17 protein-coding genes are annotated in these 18030 nt (G+C 60.8%); 1 reads left to right on the plus strand and 16 read right to left on the minus strand.

Features of this window, described 5'->3' with window-relative positions; translation table 11 throughout:
- Positions 1 to 2: 2 nt before the first annotated feature.
- The 11 genes from AC25BC_RS20115 to sdhC form a co-directional block, all read right to left on the minus strand.
- The gene (locus AC25BC_RS20115; protein ID WP_012759276.1) at positions 3 to 2987 is read right to left on the minus strand and encodes a 2-oxoglutarate dehydrogenase E1 component; all 2985 of its coding nucleotides are present in this window, start codon (positions 2985 to 2987) and stop codon (positions 3 to 5) included.
- A 171-nt stretch (positions 2988 to 3158) separates the two neighbouring features.
- On the minus strand, positions 3159 to 4061 hold the full coding sequence (gene sucD, locus AC25BC_RS20120; protein ID WP_012759277.1) for a succinate--CoA ligase subunit alpha: 903 nt from the start codon (positions 4059 to 4061) through the stop codon (positions 3159 to 3161).
- A gap of 13 nt (positions 4062 to 4074) precedes the next feature.
- Positions 4075 to 4566 carry a DUF1579 family protein gene (locus AC25BC_RS20125; protein WP_012759278.1) on the minus strand — a complete coding sequence of 164 codons (492 nt, stop codon included), beginning with the start codon at positions 4564 to 4566 and terminating at the stop codon, positions 4075 to 4077.
- An 8-nt stretch (positions 4567 to 4574) separates the two neighbouring features.
- The gene (gene sucC / locus AC25BC_RS20130; RefSeq protein WP_012759279.1) at positions 4575 to 5768 is read right to left on the minus strand and encodes an ADP-forming succinate--CoA ligase subunit beta; all 1194 of its coding nucleotides are present in this window, start codon (positions 5766 to 5768) and stop codon (positions 4575 to 4577) included.
- 34 nt (positions 5769 to 5802) lie between these two features.
- A complete protein-coding gene (gene mdh / locus AC25BC_RS20135; protein ID WP_003543522.1) occupies positions 5803 to 6765 on the minus strand; it encodes a malate dehydrogenase in 963 nt (320 codons plus the stop codon).
- A 176-nt stretch (positions 6766 to 6941) separates the two neighbouring features.
- Positions 6942 to 8105 carry a cell division protein ZapE gene (zapE, locus tag AC25BC_RS20140; protein WP_017995379.1) on the minus strand — a complete coding sequence of 388 codons (1164 nt, stop codon included), beginning with the start codon at positions 8103 to 8105 and terminating at the stop codon, positions 6942 to 6944.
- 48 nt (positions 8106 to 8153) lie between these two features.
- Positions 8154 to 8669: a protease inhibitor Inh/omp19 family protein gene (locus AC25BC_RS20145; protein ID WP_011653815.1), complete on the minus strand. Its 516-nt coding sequence runs from the start codon at positions 8667 to 8669 to the stop codon at positions 8154 to 8156.
- A gap of 374 nt (positions 8670 to 9043) precedes the next feature.
- Positions 9044 to 9823, minus strand: a complete 780-nt coding sequence (locus AC25BC_RS20150) for a succinate dehydrogenase iron-sulfur subunit (protein ID WP_003567268.1) — start codon at positions 9821 to 9823, stop codon at positions 9044 to 9046.
- 18 nt (positions 9824 to 9841) lie between these two features.
- Positions 9842 to 11683, minus strand: a complete 1842-nt coding sequence (gene sdhA / locus AC25BC_RS20155; protein ID WP_012759281.1) for a succinate dehydrogenase flavoprotein subunit — start codon at positions 11681 to 11683, stop codon at positions 9842 to 9844.
- Positions 11684 to 11689: 6 nt separating this feature from the next.
- Positions 11690 to 12070 (minus strand): succinate dehydrogenase, hydrophobic membrane anchor protein, encoded by a 381-nt coding sequence (gene sdhD / locus AC25BC_RS20160; protein ID WP_012759282.1) that lies wholly within the window; start codon positions 12068 to 12070, stop codon positions 11690 to 11692.
- Positions 12071 to 12080: 10 nt separating this feature from the next.
- The gene (gene sdhC, locus AC25BC_RS20165) at positions 12081 to 12476 is read right to left on the minus strand and encodes a succinate dehydrogenase, cytochrome b556 subunit (RefSeq protein WP_012559217.1); all 396 of its coding nucleotides are present in this window, start codon (positions 12474 to 12476) and stop codon (positions 12081 to 12083) included.
- A 315-nt stretch (positions 12477 to 12791) separates the two neighbouring features.
- Here sdhC and AC25BC_RS20170 point away from each other — a divergent pair, with 315 nt between their 5' ends.
- A complete protein-coding gene (locus AC25BC_RS20170; RefSeq protein WP_012759283.1) occupies positions 12792 to 13283 on the plus strand; it encodes a hypothetical protein in 492 nt (163 codons plus the stop codon).
- Positions 13284 to 13410: 127 nt separating this feature from the next.
- Here AC25BC_RS20170 and AC25BC_RS20175 read toward each other — a convergent pair whose 3' ends face one another.
- The 5 genes from AC25BC_RS20175 to AC25BC_RS20195 form a co-directional block, all read right to left on the minus strand.
- Positions 13411 to 13764 (minus strand): RidA family protein, encoded by a 354-nt coding sequence (locus tag AC25BC_RS20175; RefSeq protein WP_012759284.1) that lies wholly within the window; start codon positions 13762 to 13764, stop codon positions 13411 to 13413.
- A gap of 395 nt (positions 13765 to 14159) precedes the next feature.
- Positions 14160 to 15029 (minus strand): LysR substrate-binding domain-containing protein, encoded by an 870-nt coding sequence (locus AC25BC_RS20180; protein WP_017995383.1) that lies wholly within the window; start codon positions 15027 to 15029, stop codon positions 14160 to 14162.
- A gap of 133 nt (positions 15030 to 15162) precedes the next feature.
- Positions 15163 to 16227 carry an ABC transporter ATP-binding protein gene (locus AC25BC_RS20185; protein WP_012759286.1) on the minus strand — a complete coding sequence of 355 codons (1065 nt, stop codon included), beginning with the start codon at positions 16225 to 16227 and terminating at the stop codon, positions 15163 to 15165.
- A 10-nt stretch (positions 16228 to 16237) separates the two neighbouring features.
- Positions 16238 to 17077, minus strand: a complete 840-nt coding sequence (locus AC25BC_RS20190) for an ABC transporter permease (protein WP_128438302.1) — start codon at positions 17075 to 17077, stop codon at positions 16238 to 16240.
- Positions 17074 to 17958, minus strand: coding sequence for an ABC transporter permease (locus AC25BC_RS20195; RefSeq protein ID WP_027689403.1), 885 nt, complete (start codon positions 17956 to 17958; stop codon positions 17074 to 17076). The genes AC25BC_RS20190 and AC25BC_RS20195 overlap by 4 nt, the downstream gene beginning before the upstream one ends.
- Between the last annotated feature and the right edge of the window lie 72 nt (positions 17959 to 18030).

An 18030-nucleotide genomic window follows, 5' to 3' on the forward strand; every position in this document is an offset into this window, starting at 1 on the left:
TTTTAACCGCCCAATGCATCCTCGAGGAATGCGGCGAGCTGCGACAGATGCTTGGACATCAGGCCCGTCGCCGGCGAGGCGGCGGCCGGACGGCCGGTATAGCGGACGCGCTGGTACTTCGCATCGATATGGGCGAGCACCCATTCGAGGAAGGGGTCGATGAACGACCATGCGCCCATGTTCTTCGGCTCTTCCTGGCACCAGACCATCTCGGCATTGCGGAAGCGCGACAGCTCGTTGATCAGCGCCTTCGCCGGGAACGGATAGAGCTGCTCGACGCGCAAGAGATAGATGTCGTCGATGCCGCGCTTTTCACGCTCTTCGAGAAGATCGTAATAGACCTTGCCGGAGCACATGACGACGCGGCGGATCTTGTTGTCCTTCTGCAGCTTGATCGGGCCGTCCTTGATCACCTCGGCATCGTCCCAGAGCAGACGATGGAAGGCGGATTCGCCGGCCATTTCGGCAAGCGTCGAGACCGCCCGCTTGTGGCGCAGCAGCGACTTCGGCGTCATCAGGACCAGCGGCTTGCGGAAGTCGCGCTTCAGCTGCCGGCGCAGGATGTGGAAATAGTTTGCCGGCGTCGTGACGTTGGCGACCTGCATGTTGTCTTCCGCGCAAAGCTGCAGGAAACGTTCGAGGCGGGCCGAGGAGTGTTCGGGACCCTGACCTTCATAACCGTGAGGCAGCAGGCAGACGAGGCCCGACATGCGCAGCCACTTGCGTTCGCCCGACGAGATGAACTGGTCGAAGACCACCTGCGCGCCGTTGGCGAAATCGCCGAACTGGGCTTCCCAGAGCGTCAGCGCATTCGGGCGGGCGAGCGAATAGCCATATTCGAAACCGAGCACGGCCTCTTCCGAAAGCATCGAATTGATGACTTCGTAGCGACCCTGCGTCGGCGAAAGATTGGCGAGCGGGATGTAGCGCTCTTCGGTTTCCTGATCGTAGAGAACCGAGTGACGCTGCGAGAAGGTGCCGCGTTCACAATCCTGGCCGGAGAGGCGGATCTTGCTGCCTTCGACGCAGAGCGCGCCGAAGGAGAGCGCTTCGGCCATCGCCCAGTCGATACCCTCGCCGGTGGCGATCATGTTGGCCCGGTTTTCCATGAAGCGCTGGATCGTCCGGTGTGCGTTGAAGCCCGCCGGGATCTCAGAGAGCTTGCGGCCGATCTCCTTCAGCGTCTTCATCGGCACGGCGGTCTTGCCGCGGCGCTGCTCGTCGGCATTGTCGGCCGTGCGCAGTCCCGACCACTCACCATCAAGCCAGTCGGCCTTGTTCGGCTTGTAGTGCTGGCCGGCCTCGAACTCCTGCTCGAGATGGGCGCGCCAGTCGGCCTTCATCTTCTCGACTTCACCGTCGGTGAGCAGGCCCTCGGCGACGAGACGGGCCGCATAGAGCTGCAGCACGGTCTTGTGGGCGCGGATCACCTTGTACATCTTCGGCTGCGTGAAGGACGGTTCGTCGCCTTCATTGTGGCCGTAGCGGCGGTAGCAGAACAGGTCGAGCACAACAGGCTTGTGGAACTTCATGCGGAATTCGGTGGCGATCTTCGCCCCATAAACCACGGCTTCCGGATCGTCGCCGTTGACGTGCAGGATCGGCGCCTCGATCATCTTGGCGACGTCAGACGGATAAGGCGACGAGCGCGAGAAGGCCGGGTTTGTGGTGAAGCCGATCTGGTTGTTGATGATCACATGCATGGTGCCGGCGACGCGATGGCCGCGCAGACCGGAAAGGCCGAGGATTTCGGCAATGACACCCTGGCCGGCAAAGGCCGCGTCGCCATGGATCAGCAGCGGCAGAACCTTGGCGCGTTCGGAAAGCGGGATGATGTCGCCGTCCCAGACGGTGGCGTTCATATCCTGCTTGGCGCGGGCCTTGCCCATGACGACGGGGTCGACGATTTCGAGATGCGACGGGTTCGCCGTCAGCGAAACGTGGATCTTGTTGCCGTCGAATTCGCGGTCGGAGGAGGCGCCGAGATGGTACTTGACGTCACCCGAGCCCTCGACCTCATCGGGAGCGGCCGAGCCGCCCTTGAACTCATGGAAGATCGCCCGGTGCGGCTTGCCCATGACCTGGGAGAGCACGTTCAGACGGCCGCGATGGGCCATGCCGAACACGGCTTCCTTGAGGCCGAGATGACCGCCGCGCTTGAGGATCTGCTCCAGCGCCGGGATCAGCGATTCGCCGCCGTCGAGACCGAAACGCTTCGTGCCTTTGAACTTGACGTCGAGGAACTGCTCGTAGCCTTCGGCTTCGACCAGCTTGGCAAGGATCGCCTTCTTGCCTTCCGGCGTGAAGGCCACACCCTTGTCCGGTCCTTCGATGCGCTCCTGAATCCACGCCTTCTCTTCCGGATTGGAGATATGCATGAATTCGACGCCGAGCGTCGAGCAATAGGTGCGCTCGAGGATTTCGATCATCTCGCGGATGGTCGCGTATTCCAAGCCGAGCACGTTGTCGATGAAGATCTTGCGATCGTAATCGGCGGCCGTGAAACCGTAATTCTCCGCCGACAGTTCATGATAGTCGTCGACGGGAGCGGCGATGCCGAGCGGGTCGAGCTTGGCATGCAGGTGACCGCGCATGCGGTAGGCGCGGATCATCATGATGGCGCGCACGGAATCGCGCGTCGCCTGCAGCACCTCGGTGCTGTCGGCAGGCTTGCCCTGAGCTTCGGCCTTGGCCTTGACCTTGGTCTCGATCACCTTCTCGACGATGCCCCAGTCGCCATCGAGAGCCGACACCAGATCGCCGCTGGCCTGAAGCGGCCAGTTCTTCTTGCGCCAGGAAGCCCCTTTGGCCGCCCTCTTCACATCGCTGGGATCCTCCTCCAGCGCCTTGAAGAAAGACCGCCACTGATCGTCGACCGATGCTGGGTCCTCTTCATACAGCGCGTAGAGCTGCTCGATATAGGCAGCGTTGGCGCCATCCAGAAACGAGGTGATCTGAAACTGCTCGTTGGCTTCTTGCCGTGCCATGGTGATATGCGGACGCTTCCGTCCGCCTCCTGACTTTGATGAATTTGCCGGCTTGATGGCCGGCTGCCGCATTCGATTGCCGCCTGTCCGCGGCGCATCTGCTGGTTTCGTGTTGTCGAGGCCGGGCGGAGGGCGCAGATGCCGTTCCTCCGCCCGGTCTATATAGGTGGCTTAGCCCTTGAGGACTTCAACCAGCGTCTTGCCGAGGCGGGCCGGAGAGGGCGATACCTTGATGCCTGCCGATTCCATCGCCGCGATCTTCGATTCCGCATCGCCCTTGCCGCCGGAAACCACGGCGCCGGCATGGCCCATGGTGCGGCCCTTCGGCGCCGTACGGCCGGCAATGAAGCCGGCCATCGGCTTCTTGCGGCCCTTCTTGGCTTCGTCCTTGAGGAACTGGGCTGCGTCTTCTTCAGCCGCACCTCCGATTTCGCCGATCATGATGATCGACTGGGTGGCTTCGTCGGCCAGGAACATTTCCAGGACGTCGATGAACTCGGTGCCCTTGACCGGGTCGCCGCCGATACCGACGGCCGTCGTCTGGCCGAGACCTTCATTGGAGGTCTGGAACACGGCTTCATAGGTTAGCGTGCCCGAGCGGGAAACGATACCGACCGAACCCTTGCGGAAGATCGAGCCCGGCATGATGCCGATCTTGCATTCTTCCGGCGTCAGGATACCCGGGCAGTTTGGGCCGAGCAGGCGCGACTTGGAGCGGTCGAGGCGAGCCTTGACGCGCACCATGTCCATGACCGGAATGCCTTCGGTGATGCAGGTGATGAACGGGATCTCGGCGTCGATCGCCTCGATGATCGCGTCGGCGGCTCCGGCCGGCGGAACATAGATGACAGACGCGTTGGCGCCAGTCTTTTCCTTGCCTTCGGCAACGGTTGCAAAGATCGGCAGGCTTTCGCCCTTCGCGCCGGTCCAGGTTTCGCCACCCTTCTTCGGATGGATACCGCCGACCATCTGGGTGCCGTAGTAAGCAAGCGCCTGTTCGGTGTGGAAGGTTCCGGTCTTGCCGGTTAGGCCCTGAACGAGAACCTTGGTGTCTTTGTTGACGAGAATGGACATGCGAGGCCTTTGTTTAGGAGAGGTTGGAAGACGTGGGGGACGCACGACGATAGACGCCGCTGACGACCTCCTGCCAAGTATCGCTGCCTGCAGGCGAAAAGCTGACGCCCATCCGGTAGCAGTCTTCATTTTCAAATGTGAATATGGTGCGCTGGCTGCCGCGCGGCGAAGTCTTCATCAGCACAAGCTCATTGCCGTTCCACTCGCCGGACGCCGGCACGGGCGGCGCAAAACCTGCGGTGTCGAACTGGTAGAGTTTGTAGGCCTTGTCCGAAGCATCGAAGCCGAAAACATTTCGCGCCTCGAACGAAACAGCACCATCGCGCGTCTGGCGATAGCGCTGCTCGAGGAAGAACCCGCCGAACAACGCCTCGCCGGAAAACTCCGCACTGGCCTTGCCTTCACTCGTCCACGCCGACGCCGCGACACGCTCGTCCCCTTCCCACACGCCGGCGAAGGCGTGGAGGCGGAAATGAGCAGCGGAGGGCGTGGACTGGAAGGCCATGATCGTTCTCAGCCGTTGATCGCCGCAACGATCTTCTTGGCCGCATCGTCCAAGTCGTCAGCCGCCGTGATCGCCAGACCAGACTCGTTCAGGATCTTCTTGCCGAGCTCGACATTGGTGCCTTCAAGGCGCACGACGAGCGGAACCTTGAGGCCGACTTCCTTGACCGCGGCAATGACGCCCTCGGCAATGACATCGCACTTCATGATGCCGCCGAAGATGTTGACGAGAATGCCTTCGACCTTGGGGTCTGCGGTGATGATCTTGAAAGCCGCAGCAACCTTCTCCTTGCCGGCGCCGCCGCCGACGTCGCAGAAGTTGGCCGGCTCCTTGCCGTAGAGCTTGATGATGTCCATCGTCGCCATGGCGAGGCCTGCGCCGTTGACCATGCAGCCGATATTGCCGTCGAGCGCGACATAGGCGAGGTCCCACTTCGAGGCCTCGATTTCCTTGGCGTCTTCTTCGGTCTCGTCGCGCAACGTCTTGACGTCGTCGTGACGGAAAAGCGCATTGCCATCGAAAGACATCTTGGCATCGAGGACGCGCAGATGGCCATCCTTCATGACGATCAGCGGATTGACCTCCAGCAGAGCCATGTCCTTTTCGCCGAAGGCCTTGTAGAGCGTCGGGAAAAGCGTCTTGGCGTCTTCGGCGGCAGCACCATCGAGCTGAAGTGCCTTAGAGATCGCAACAACGTCGGCAGCCGTCACGCCGGCTTCCGGATCGATGGCGATCGTGTGGATCTTCTCGGGCGTGTCGTGGGCGACGGCCTCGATGTCCATGCCGCCTTCGGTCGATACGACGAAGGCCACGCGACCGACCGAGCGGTCGACAAGGATCGAGCAATAGAGTTCGCGAGCAATGTCGGCGCCGTCTTCGATATACAGACGGTTGACCTGCTTCCCGGCGTCGCCCGTCTGGGCGGTCACCAGCGTGTTGCCGAGCATTTCCTTGGCGTGGGCGACTACTTCGTCGATCGACTTGGCGAGGCGAACGCCACCCTTGGCGTCAGGACCGAGTTCCTTGAACTTGCCCTTGCCGCGGCCGCCGGCATGGATCTGGCTCTTGACCACGTAAAGCGGACCGGGAAGCGACTTGGCGGCAGCTTCGGCTTCTTCAACCTTGAGAATAGCCACACCCTCGGCAACCGGGGCGCCATAGCCCTTCAGCAGAGCTTTGGCCTGATATTCATGAATGTTCATGGGTCTATCCCTATTTCGATTACTTCAGCGCCAATCACTTCAGGGCAGGCGCGATGTTGATGCAGGCTTCGCAGAGACCGGCGACTGCGCCGACGGACTTGTCGAAGGCTTCCTTCTCGGTCTTGTTGAGATCAATCTCGATGATGCGCTCGACGCCGCCGGCGCCGATGACGGTAGGAACGCCGACATACATGTCCTTGACGCCGTACTGGCCGGAGAGGTGGGCAGCACAAGGCAGAACACGCTTCTTGTCCTTGAGGTAGGATTCGGCCATCTCGATTGCCGAGGCGGCCGGCGCGTAATAGGCCGAGCCGGTCTTCAGCAGGCCGACGATTTCGGCACCGCCGTCACGGGTGCGCTGGATGATCTCTTCGAGGCGCTCCTTGGTGACCCAGCCCATGGTGACGAGATCGGTGAGCGGAATGCCGCCGACCGTCGAGTAGCGGGCGAGCGGCACCATCGTGTCGCCGTGGCCGCCGAGAACGAAGGCCGTGACATCCTGGACGGACACGTTGAATTCCTTGGCGAGGAAAAGACGGAAGCGCGAGGAGTCGAGAACGCCAGCCATGCCGACGACCTTGTTGGCCGGAAGACCGGAAAACTTCTGCAGCGCCCAGACCATGGCGTCGAGCGGGTTGGTGATGCAGATCACGAAGGCGTTCGGGGCATATTTCTTGATGCCGGCGCCGACCTGCTCCATGACCTTGAGGTTGATGCCGAGAAGGTCATCGCGGCTCATGCCGGGCTTGCGGGCGACGCCTGCCGTGACGATGCAGACGTCAGCGCCTTCGATCGCGGAATAGTCGCTGGCACCCGTCAGATTGACGTCGAAGCCTTCGACCGGCGACGACTGGGAGATATCGAGACCTTTGCCCTGGGGAATGCCGTCCGCGATGTCGAAGAGAACGATGTCGCCCAGTTCCTTCAGGCCGGCGAGGTGCGCCAGCGTGCCACCAATCATGCCAGAACCAATGAGTGCGATCTTGTTACGCGCCATTTCGCTGTTTCCTTTGCGATCAAATTCGTCGAACGGACGCGCAAGGCACCGCCCAATGACGCAATCGCATAGACCCAAAGCCTAAAAATGGCAATGCATTATTTTTGATGCAGCGTTTTCAATCGTTTAGATCCAAAAATTCTTACGTAAACGTAATACATTCTGTCACCAGATTGTTACTCTGCGGCGCGTTTCTGATGGTGCAGCGCAAGATATTCCGCACTGCGCATCTCGAACAGGCGCGAAGCCGTGCGGTCAAATTCGAAGCCCTCGGTGCCCCGACGTTGTAGCAGCAGTTCCTCCGGCATCGCCGCCGCGGAAATGTAAAGCCGCACAGCATGATCGTAAAACGTATCGACCATAATGATGAACCGCTTGATCTGGTTCCGCTTTTCCGGCCCGAGCAAGGGAATGTGATCGACGAAGACCGTATCGTAGCGCTCGGCGATGGCCAGGAAGTCGACCGCCCCGAGCGGTTTGTCGCAAAGATCGGCGAAAGAGAAACGCGCCATGCGGTCGACGGCGAGCGGCACATGGATGTGGCGCCCCTTCATCGGAATATCCAGCGGCTGCGCCTTGCGCCCATGCAGCGCCTGGGTCCAGGACGCATCCATCGCCATGTCGTTATGCTCGTTGATCGGCACCAGGTAGACCGGCTGGCTGCTCAGCTTCTCCATCCGGTAGTCGGTCGACGAATCCAGGGTAACGACATCGACATACTGCTTGAGCAAGGCAACGAAGGGCAGGAAGAGGCCGCGATTGAGACCATCCGCGTAGAGATTGTCGGGCTCGACGTTCGAGGTCGCGACCAGCACGCATCCGCGCGCGAAAAGCTCGGAGAACAGCCGCGACAAGATCATCGCATCGGCGATGTCGGTGACCGTGAACTCGTCGAAGCAAAGCAGTTCTGCCTCGTCGTAAAGCGCTGCGGCGACCGGCGGCATCGGATCGGCCTGCCTCGTCTCACCGTTCTTGAGCTTCAGCCGGTGCGCGGCGATGCGGTTGTGCACATCCGCCATGAATTCGTGGAAATGCGCCCGCCGTTTCTTCCTGCACGGCGCCATCGCGAAGAACATGTCCATCAGCATGGTCTTGCCGCGCCCGACGCTGCCGTGGATATAAAGCCCCTTGATGCCGTCGGCCGATTTCTTCTTGGCGGCAAACAGCCAGCCGAGCGCGCTCGACTTTGCCGCCGGCCGCCGCTGCTTCAGACCGGCGAGCACCCGGTCGAGGCTCTTTGCCACGTCCAATTGGGCAGAATCGGCCTGAAGGGCGCCCGATGCGGTCAGCGCTTTAAGCTGTTCGCAGACGCTGAGCGCATAATCCGGCATTGGTTGCATGAGGGCATATCCGCCTGTCAGTCAACGGCGGAGAACCCGCCGGAACATTTACCGGCTGAGACTGATCGACTGGCCTGTGCTCGTCTGTCCCTGGAAGCGGTTGTCGGCCGTCTTGTAGACGCTGCCGAGCTGGTTGCCCGAGCGGTCCTTGAGCAGCACCTGCTTGCCGGCGACCTCCCAGGAGCCCATCGCCGTCAGCTCGCCGACACAGCCACGCGTTCCGCCGCGCGAACCGCTGCCGAGATTGGTGAGCGTTAGGAACATGTCGCAGCTACCGTTGACGCGCCAGCTCCCGACCATCGATTCCTTGGTGATATCGAGCGCATTCGCGGCCATTGCACCAGGCTCAGCGCCCGGCATCGGCGCCGTCGTCGTCGGCGCGGCCGGAAACTGTGAGCCGCCGGTCGGCGGCGGAAGCTGCCCGCCCTGCACCGAGGGCACCGGCTGCGCCGTCAACGGCGCCGGGCCGGCACTGGCGTTGGAGCTGTAATCATATGCCGTACGCTGACAACCGGCTAGCGACAGAACCACCACCAGACCTGTCATCGCATATCGCAACTGCATCATCATACTCCTGAATTCGGCTGTCGCCGTAGAGAAACGGGCGTGAGACAAGTCCGATTATCGTAATTCGATTTGGTTAATCAAGTCGTGCTGCATAAATTGCCCGTGACAACAACTAACCGAAAAACGATACAGTTCAACTGTCCTGCTGCAAAACTTCCTGCACATAGAATTTGTCAGCAAGGTGTTGAGCGCGTTCATCTCAGTCAGGATCCCTGTCGAACTCGCGCAATGTCCTGGAATAGTGTCTCACCGCATCTTGCAGAAGGATTGCACCGGGATCGATGCGGATGCCCTGTTCGTGCACCGCGACCGAATCTCGGTGACGGCTTCGGAATCGAAGCCGTCTATTCCGCCATCGGTACCGAGGTTGATCAAACCCGGCGCTCGACCATCATCTTCTTGATTTCGGCGATCGCCTTGGCCGGGTTGAGGCCCTTGGGGCAGGTTTGCGCACAGTTCATGATCGTGTGGCAGCGATAGAGGCGGAACGGATCCTCGAGATTGTCGAGACGCTCGCCGGTCGCCTCATCTCTGGAATCGATCAGCCAGCGATAGGCCTGCAGCAGAACGGCCGGACCGAGATAGCGGTCGCCATTCCACCAATAGCTCGGACAGGAGGTCGAGCAGCAGGCGCAGAGGATGCATTCATAGAGGCCGTCGAGCTTCTGCCGGTCCTCATGGCTCTGCTTCCACTCCTTGGCCGGCGCCGGCGACACCGTCTTCAGCCATGGCTCGATCGAACGATGCTGGGCATAGAAGTTGGTGAGGTCGGGTACCAAATCCTTGACGACGGGCAGATGCGGCAGCGGATAGATCTTCACCGCGCCCTTGATATCGTCGAGGCCCTTGGTGCAGGCAAGCGTGTTCGTGCCGTCGATATTCATCGCGCAGGAGCCGCAGATGCCCTCGCGACAGGAACGGCGCAGCGTCAGCGTCGGGTCGATCTTGTTCTTGATGTAGAGCAGACCGTCGAGCACCATCGGCCCGCAATCGTCGACATCGATATAGAAGGTGTCGATAGACGGGTTCTGACCGTCGTCCGGGCTCCAGCGGTAGACGCGGAACTCGCGGGTGTTTTTGGCACCCGCCGGCTTCGGCCAGACCTTGCCTTCGCGCATCTGAGAATTCTTGGGGAGAGCGAGTTCAACCATGTCCGGTTCCTCTTGAGATCAGTACACGCGAGCCTTCGGCTCGATCTTGTGCGGATCGATGCCTTCGGCAATGAGCTCGGTGTGAACAGGACGATAGTCGAGTTTCACATCGCCTGCCTCGTTCACCCAGGCGAGCGTGTGTTTTCGCCAGTTGACGTCGTCGCGGCCGGCGAATGCACCCTCGGTATAATCTTCGCGGGCATGCGAACCGCGGCTCTCCTTGCGGGCCTCGGCTCCGTAGATCGTCGTGATGGCGTTGGCCATCAGGTTCTGCAGCTCCAGCGTCTCGACCAGATCCGAGTTCCAGATCATCGAGCGGTCGGTGACCTTGATGTCCTTCATCTCGCCCCAGATTGCCGAGATGCGCTGGCAGCCCGACTCCAGCGATTCCTGCGTGCGGAACACCGCGGCGTCTTCCTGCATGGCGCGCTGCATCTTCTCGCGCAGTTCCGCCGTCGGTGTGCCGCCGCTGGCGTGACGCAGACCGTCGAAGCGGTCCATGATCTTGTCGCAGGCGGCGACGTTGAGATGCGGGATCGGCGCTGCGCGGTCGATCACCTCGCCGGCGCGGATCGCAGCGGCGCGGCCGAAGACCACGAGGTCGATCAGCGAGTTGGAGCCGAGACGGTTGGCGCCGTGCACCGAGGCACAGCCGGCCTCGCCCACAGCCATCAGGCCGGGGATGATCCGTTCCGGATTGGCACCGTCGGCGTTCAGCACTTCGCCCCAATAATTCGTGGGAATGCCGCCCATATTGTAGTGAACGGTCGGCAGAACCGGGATCGGTTCGCGTGTAACGTCGACACCGGCGAAGATTTTGGCGCTCTCGGAAATCCCCGGCAGGCGTTCATGAAGAACGGCTGGATCGAGATGATCGAGATGCAGGAAGATGTGGTCCTTCGCCTTGCCGACACCGCGGCCTTCGCGGATTTCCAGTGTCATGCAGCGCGAAACGACGTCGCGCGAGGCAAGGTCCTTGGCCGAAGGCGCGTAACGCTCCATGAAGCGCTCGCCCTCGGAGTTGACGAGATAACCGCCTTCGCCGCGCGCGCCTTCGGTGATCAGACAGCCCGAACCATAGATGCCGGTCGGGTGGAACTGAACGAATTCCATGTCCTGCAGCGGCAGGCCGGCACGCGCCACCATGCCGCCGCCGTCGCCGGTGCAGGTATGGGCCGACGTTGCCGAGAAATAGGCGCGGCCGTAGCCGCCGGTCGCCAGCACCACCATCTTGGCGGCGAAGCGATGGATCGTACCGTCATCGAGGCACCAGGCGATGACGCCGGTGCAGCGGCTGCCGTCTTCCGACATGATCAGGTCGAGCGCGAAATACTCGATGAAGAACTCGGCATTGTTGCGCAGCGACTGGCCGTAGAGCGTATGCAGGATGGCGTGGCCGGTACGGTCGGCAACGGCGCAGGTGCGTTGTACCGGCGGGCCTTCGCCGTAATTCTGCATGTGGCCGCCGAACGGGCGCTGATAGATCTTGCCTTCCTCGTTGCGCGAGAACGGCACGCCGTAGTGCTCGAGCTCATAGACCGCCTTCGGCGCTTCCATGGTGAGATACTGCATGGCGTCGACGTCGCCGAGCCAGTCGGAGCCCTTGACGGTGTCGTAGAGGTGCCACTGCCAGCTATCCGGCGTCATGTTGCGCAGCGAAGCGGCGATACCGCCCTGGGCCGCGACCGTGTGGGAGCGGGTCGGGAATACCTTGGTGATGCAGGCCGTGCGGAAACCCTGCTCGGCCATGCCGAGCGTGGCGCGCAGCCCGGCGCCGCCGGCGCCGACGACGATCACGTCGTAGGAGTGATCGACATACTTGTAGGCTTTGCCGTTCTGGGCGGGTGAAGTCGGTGCCATATCAGCTTATCCTACGAATGCGATTTTCAGAATGGCGAAGAGACAGAGGCCGGCGATCAGGATCGCAAAGAACGTGTTCAGCATCAGGAGAACGATCTTGCCGAATTCGCCGTGCACGTAATCCTCGATGATGACCTGCATGCCGAGCTTCATGTGGATGACACCGGAGATTACCATCAGCCCCATGACCACGGCGACGAAGGGGTTCGATAGCGCGCGAACCACATCCGCATAGGGCGCGCCGGCATAGGCGAGCATGAAGAAGACGAAGAAGAGGATCAGCGGAACATTGGCGACGGCCGTCAGCCGCTGGCGCCAGAAATGATCCGTTCCGTCCTTGGCGGAGCCGAGCCCGCGAACCTTGCCGAGGGGGGTGCGCATATCCATGAGAGGACCTTCAGAAGCGAATGAGGAAGCCGATCACCCAGACCAGCACGGTCAGACAGAGCGACCCGATGATGTTGGCGATGGCGAGCTTGGTCGAGAACTCTTTCCCGAAGCCATAACCGAGATCCCACATGAAGTGGCGGAAGCCGCCGAGCATGTGGTGCAGCAGCGCCCAAGTATAGCCGAGAAGCACGAGCTTGCCGAGAAGGCTGCCGAGCACCCAGTTGGCCCAGTCATAGGAGCCCTGGCCGCTTGCCGCCGCGATCAGCCACCAGGCGACGAGCAGCGTGCCGACGTAGAGCGCGCCACCGGTAATGCGGTGGACGATGGACATGACCATAGTGGGAATAGGCTTGTAGATTTGCAGATGCGGCGATAGGGGCCGGTTATTTGTCACGTTCGCCATCAGAACCTCGCGGCGGCTTCTCTGCGCTCCCGGATTTCGGAGCATGCTCAGTCAACCACACGAATGACAAAATTCTCTGTGTGCGTTGCATCAATTGCGACGTTTAATCACCGGGAACGCCGACGACAAGCACAATCGCTGTCTGCTTTTAATTTAATCGATTCGCGTTACCGGGAAGTTTGCAGGCTAACAAAACTGGTCTCTTCCGCTCAAATTTTGTGCCGGTTGTCCGACCTGAATGGACAAGCTCCGGCTTTTGGCGCAATCTGGCGTTAACGATTTGTTAGGGATCGGAATTCCGGAGGCCGGCCACCCATGTTTCGCAGTCTGTCCGCAGTCGCCCTGCTTGCCCTGTCCGTGCTTGCTGCACTTCCCGCCGAAGCCGGCGACCGCCGCAACGATCATCGCTTTCCCGGCCATCGTCACGCTTTCCACGGCGGATTACTCCTCGGCGAACGTGCCATCTGGCGCGATCGCGGCATCCGTTTCGACAATGCCTATCGATATCGGAACCGCAAAGAACGGATGCCGTTCCTGAAACAGTTTTCATCGCCGGCGACAAATCGCATAGCCCGCAACAATCTCATCGTCGTCCTGCCCCAAACGCAGGGTGGTGACGGCGGCGGCACTTATGCCGGCTCTTCCTATGTCTATCAGGTCGATGGCGGGACCTATGTCGGCGGCAACGGCTATGGCTATCCTACAGCACGGCCGGAGCTGCTGGCCCCGAAAGCAAAGGTCATCGATATCGCAGTGCGGGACGATCCCTGCTCCTATGAGGCCAATGTCTGCGTCATCCGGCCTTAGAGCCTGTCGCGCAAGAGTATGCCGCGGTTTTGCGACAACGACACGCCTAAAACAAAGACCTAAAGCGCGAGGAGCGAATCTGAAAGGTCGGGACGCGCTTTAGAGCAGGATGACGAATGCAGGCGGCTCAAATTTGCCCGGCCCCACTCTTTCGCGACGCGGCTACGTCGATACGGATGGCGCACATCGGCGGGAGATTCTTGTCCTCAAACGTCGCCCGCCGTGGCGTTCCGCTATCCGGCATCCAAGCATCCCAGGCTCTGTTCATTTCCTCGAATGAGGCAAGGTCCCTGAGCCAGATGTTGGCGAGAATGATCTCTGACTTGTCGGTACCTTCGCGCAGCAGCATGTCATTGATGCGTTCCAGTATTTCGTTGGTCTGCGCCGTCACGCTCGCTCCCCTCGTCAGGTTTGCGACCTGGCCGGGCAGATAGGCGGCATCTGCGAGGAGAGTTTCGTCAACTTTGGCTTGCCCCATCATCGTATTCGCAGACTTCCAATGCTTGATATTGGGTCGTCGACCCTTCATCCGATCACTGTGGGGCTTCGCCCGCCACTTCGGTAGAGCGAATTAATTTGAGCCGATATAATGGAAGCTGAACGCTCCTAGAGCCTTTCCTGGTCAGATTGAAGCATTCTGTTGGCTCAAACGGAGTCGGATGGTCGACCGGCCGGCGCGTGTCGTAGCCCGGCTCTACGGCCAAGCCGGCCGGTCGATCAGCCGGCCCGTTTCAGCCAACCCGAAGGGCCGGGCATCTTTCCGCCAGGCCAAAGGCGATCGGCTCGGACGTACCAAGAGGTATGCCCGTCGCCAATCGCCTCTGCCCTGACGAAAACCTGCTCCGGCAGAATGCTGCAATCTGACCAGGAAAGGCTCTAGCTGGACAATATGGCGGTATGCCGCGAAATGAAGTCCACAAGATAGCGCGCGCCTTCGGCCGACTCGGATTGAGCATACAGACCGATCTCGATGCGCACCGGACCGGGCAGATCCGCCGATCGGTCAAGCGTCCGGCAGCCCTCCGGTTTCGTCGTGAGCATCATTGGCGCGATACCGATACCGACGCGAACCGCGGTCGCCATGGCCACCAGCGTCGATGCGACGCACGCCGTCTTCCACTTGATGTTTCGCTGGGACAGAGCCGCAATCGTCGGAAGCGTCCAGGGACACTCCTCCTCGAACATGATGATCGGAAGCGGTTTTTCCGTATCCGCCACAAAGTCGGATCTCACCGTCCACATCAAATATTCGGTCCAGATCAGGGTCGGTTTTCGCGAGAGGCAGGTGATGTCGCAAACCACGAGATCCAGCTTCCTGTCTTCAAACAGGCTGGCGAGGCGGCGATTCGGCTCGACAATGATGTCGATCTCGACCTTCGGGTTCTGGGCTCTGAAGGCACTAAGAATGTCGATCAGGTGGCCAGCTGCGAAGTCCTCGACGACGCCGAGGCGAATGCGGTCCTCGATCATCTTGCCTGTCAGCCTTTTCCCGACCTCGTCGCTGAGGGCGACCATTTCGCGGGCATAAGCCAGCATGATCTGCCCATGGCTCGTCAGCTCGAGGCCCTTTGACGAACGCGAAAACAGCGTAACGCCGACAAGCTCCTCCAGCTTGCGGATCTGCATGCTCACGGCGGCCTGCGTTCTGTTCAGCTTGACGGCTGCTCCATTGACGGTGCCGATCTCCGCGACGGTCAGAAATGCACGAAGCAGATAGGAATCAAGATCAAGCATCAGAAGCCGCATTCCATACTTTGTGGCGCTCGATAGCCGAGGGCCTCTCCGCCTATAAGCGGATATTGGACGAACCATGTTCTTCCGGCAACTGGTGACCCTTAGCCCCCGGGCGCAGCACAAGCTGCGCCCCATCAATGCCAGCTTATCGCGCGAAGAGGACGCATGCCTCGGGCGGAATGGAAACGCTGATCTCCTGCCCCCGAGCGAAGGCTATGTCTGGACGGTTAGGGCAAGCCGAGATTATCCGGTCGCCACTGACGAGGTCCAGAACGACATGCCTGAAGGCACCGAGTGTCACGACGTCGGCAACGCGTCCGGTCATGGCTCCGGCAGCCGGAGCGCCGGACGATATCTCGACGCTTTCCGGCCTCACGCAAATCTCGGCGGCACCTGAAAGATTTGCCGTGGACGCGACCGGAAACTCCCAGCCGGATTCGGAGCGAAATTTGCGGGCCGTTCCGCCCGCGGCCGAAATCGAGCCATGAATCCAATTCGTCCGACCCATGAAATCCGCGACGAAACGTGAGTCTGGACGCCAATACACATCATCCGGCTTGCCGGATTGCATGATTGCCCCGCGGTTCATCACGAAGATACGCTCTCCCAGGCTCATCGCCTCCTCCTGGTCGTGGGTTACCACGATTGCGGTCGAGCCGACCGCGGCGAGCACATCCTTCAATTCGGTGCGCAGCTCATGCCGAAGCTTGGCGTCGAGGGCCGACAGAGGTTCATCCAGAAGAACGAGGCTCGGATGGGTGGCGAGCGCCCGCGCAAGCGCAACACGCTGCTGCTGTCCGCCGCTCAACTGGTGCGGCCGCCGCTGTCCGAAACCGACGAGCCGGACGAGCTCAAGCATCTCGGCAATGCGGCGCGGTATTTGCCCCGGCGGATGGTTGCGATGGCGAAGTCCGTAACCGATGTTCTGTTCGACTGTCATATGCGGGAAAAGAGCGTAGTGCTGGAACAGCAGCCCGACATTGCGCTCATAGGGTTTCAATCCGGCCATCGGCTCGCCGTCGATCAGGATCGAGCCTTTGTCGGGCCGCTCGAATCCGGCAATGAGCCGAAGAATGGTGGTCTTGCCGCAGCCGCTCGGTCCAAGCAGTGCGATTGTTTCACCTGGGTTCACAGAGAAGGAGATATCACCGAGGGCGACAGTTTCGCCGAAGCGCTTGCTGACCCCTTGAAATTCCACGGCAGAAATCATCGTATTGTCCTCATGAACGAAACAAACCTTGGCCCACGACAGTGTCAAAGCCGACGACACGGTCCAGCACGACGATCAGCAACGCAGTGACGGCAATCAGGACCACGGCCGCCGCAGCGATCGTCAGATCGAAAGCCGCGCGCATGTTGCTGACCAGCGTAACAGGCAAGGTCGTTGCGGACGGATCGCTCAGAAACAGACTGATCGATACGTCATCCATCGAAATTGCGAAGGCGAAGATCGCGCCGGTGACGACGCCCGTCCGCATGAGCGGCAGGGTTATGGTCCAGAAGGCCTGGCGCTCGGTGGCGCCGAGAACCATTGCGGCTTCCGTCAATCGTTGGTCGCTGCCGAGAAGGCTGGCGAGACTGGTCCTTATGCAATAGGGCAACGTCACGATCACGTGGCCGAGCAGCAGGCGCGCCATACCATTTGTGATGCCGGCCTTGGAAAGGAAAAGCAGCAGGCCGAATCCAATGACAACCGGCGGGACGATGAGCGGCGAGAGAAAGGCCGAAGTCAGCGCTGCCTTTCCTGGAAAATTGCCCCGGGCAAGACCCACAGCCGCCGCAGTTCCAATCGTGACGGACAGAACCGTCGTGAGTACCGCCAAGATGAGGCCGGTGCGCAGGCTGGTAAGGATATCCGCCTGGGAGACGAGCCGTTCGAACCAGTGAAGCGACAAGGCAGGTGGCGGCATCGGGCCGAGGTAGGTCCTGGCGTCGAAAGCCATGACGCATGTTATCACCAACGGGATGGCGAGGAACGCCAATCCAAGGCCGATGACACCGTAGGCAAGGGAACCGGCGATCCGGTCTCCGGTTCTCGCGGCAAGAGACTGCATGCTCATCGGGAAACCCTCCGCGCCTGCGCAAACGTTATGACAGCGACGACCGCCAAGGCCGCGGCAAGCATGACGAGCGAGATCGCCGCACCGCTCGGGTAGTTGGCGATATCGCTGAACCGGGTGTAGATGACATTCGACATGAAAAGCACCCGGCCCCTCCCGAGCACCATGGGAATGACGAAGGCGCTGATCGCAAAAGTCAGCGACACGAGCGTGCTTGAGATCAGAGCCGGGAAGCTCAGGGGAAGCGTGATCGACAGATGGGCTTTCCATCCCGGCGCGCCGAGCGACTGGGCCGCATCGAGCAGACGCGGATCGATCGATTGCATCGCGCCAATCAGCGTTAGCGTTGCGACCGGTATGATCGAGTGAACCAGACCCGCAATAACGACGATATTAATATATTCGCGGCTGTTGGGCGAAAGGCCCAGCGTCAAGAGGAAGGGTCGGAAGATGCCGACCGACCCGAAGGTCAGTTCGATCGCATACGTCTTGATCAGGACGCTGGAAAGAACAAGCGTAATCAAGAAGCCGAGGGTGAGCGTGCGCATCCGCGGCGAAATCCGCCGCACGATGAAATAGGCCAGCGGGAATGCCACAAGCTGGCCGATGATCGCGGCAACTCCTCCAATCCAGAAGGTCGTCAGCAGGACGCTTGCAAACGCCTGGTTTGCAAGCTCGTAATAGTTTTGAACCGTTGCCGCGGCATTTTCCACGGAGCCGACACGCCCCGGCGTAAACTCCTTCAAGCTTTCGATTGCCAGATTGATGAGCGGTGACAGAAAACCGAATGCGAACACCAGCAGGGCTGGCCCGAGCGTCAGGGCAGCATCTCGGCGATCCGGAATTGAAATGGCGACGGGTTGCCGCCTTACCTTAGTCATGATGGAACAGCCTTTTCCTCGCCCTTGCGGGCCATGAGAAAGGGAGGTTGTCGAAGCCCGCGCCTACGACAA

It is taken from the genome of Rhizobium sp. WSM409 (genome assembly GCF_057653825.1).

Excerpts from the sequence above, each read along its gene's own strand:
- AC25BC_RS20115 (WP_012759276.1), bottom strand. The coding sequence starts at position 2,987 with ATGGCACGGCAAGAAGCCAACGAGCAGTTTCAGATCACCTCGTTTCTG.
- sucD (WP_012759277.1), bottom strand. The coding sequence starts at position 4,061 with ATGTCCATTCTCGTCAACAAAGACACCAAGGTTCTCGTTCAGGGCCTA.
- AC25BC_RS20125 (WP_012759278.1), bottom strand. The coding sequence starts at position 4,566 with ATGGCCTTCCAGTCCACGCCCTCCGCTGCTCATTTCCGCCTCCACGCC.
- sucC (WP_012759279.1), bottom strand. The coding sequence starts at position 5,768 with ATGAACATTCATGAATATCAGGCCAAAGCTCTGCTGAAGGGCTATGGC.
- mdh (WP_003543522.1), bottom strand. The coding sequence starts at position 6,765 with ATGGCGCGTAACAAGATCGCACTCATTGGTTCTGGCATGATTGGTGGC.
- zapE (WP_017995379.1), bottom strand. The coding sequence starts at position 8,105 with ATGCAACCAATGCCGGATTATGCGCTCAGCGTCTGCGAACAGCTTAAA.
- AC25BC_RS20145 (WP_011653815.1), bottom strand. The coding sequence starts at position 8,669 with ATGCAGTTGCGATATGCGATGACAGGTCTGGTGGTGGTTCTGTCGCTA.
- AC25BC_RS20150 (WP_003567268.1), bottom strand. The coding sequence starts at position 9,823 with ATGGTTGAACTCGCTCTCCCCAAGAATTCTCAGATGCGCGAAGGCAAG.
- sdhA (WP_012759281.1), bottom strand. The coding sequence starts at position 11,683 with ATGGCACCGACTTCACCCGCCCAGAACGGCAAAGCCTACAAGTATGTC.
- sdhD (WP_012759282.1), bottom strand. The coding sequence starts at position 12,070 with ATGGATATGCGCACCCCCCTCGGCAAGGTTCGCGGGCTCGGCTCCGCC.
- sdhC (WP_012559217.1), bottom strand. The coding sequence starts at position 12,476 with ATGGCGAACGTGACAAATAACCGGCCCCTATCGCCGCATCTGCAAATC.
- AC25BC_RS20170 (WP_012759283.1), top strand. The coding sequence starts at position 12,792 with ATGTTTCGCAGTCTGTCCGCAGTCGCCCTGCTTGCCCTGTCCGTGCTT.
- AC25BC_RS20175 (WP_012759284.1), bottom strand. The coding sequence starts at position 13,764 with ATGATGGGGCAAGCCAAAGTTGACGAAACTCTCCTCGCAGATGCCGCC.
- AC25BC_RS20180 (WP_017995383.1), bottom strand. The coding sequence starts at position 15,029 with ATGCGGCTTCTGATGCTTGATCTTGATTCCTATCTGCTTCGTGCATTT.
- AC25BC_RS20185 (WP_012759286.1), bottom strand. The coding sequence starts at position 16,227 with ATGATTTCTGCCGTGGAATTTCAAGGGGTCAGCAAGCGCTTCGGCGAA.
- AC25BC_RS20190 (WP_128438302.1), bottom strand. The coding sequence starts at position 17,077 with ATGAGCATGCAGTCTCTTGCCGCGAGAACCGGAGACCGGATCGCCGGT.
- AC25BC_RS20195 (WP_027689403.1), bottom strand. The coding sequence starts at position 17,958 with ATGACTAAGGTAAGGCGGCAACCCGTCGCCATTTCAATTCCGGATCGC.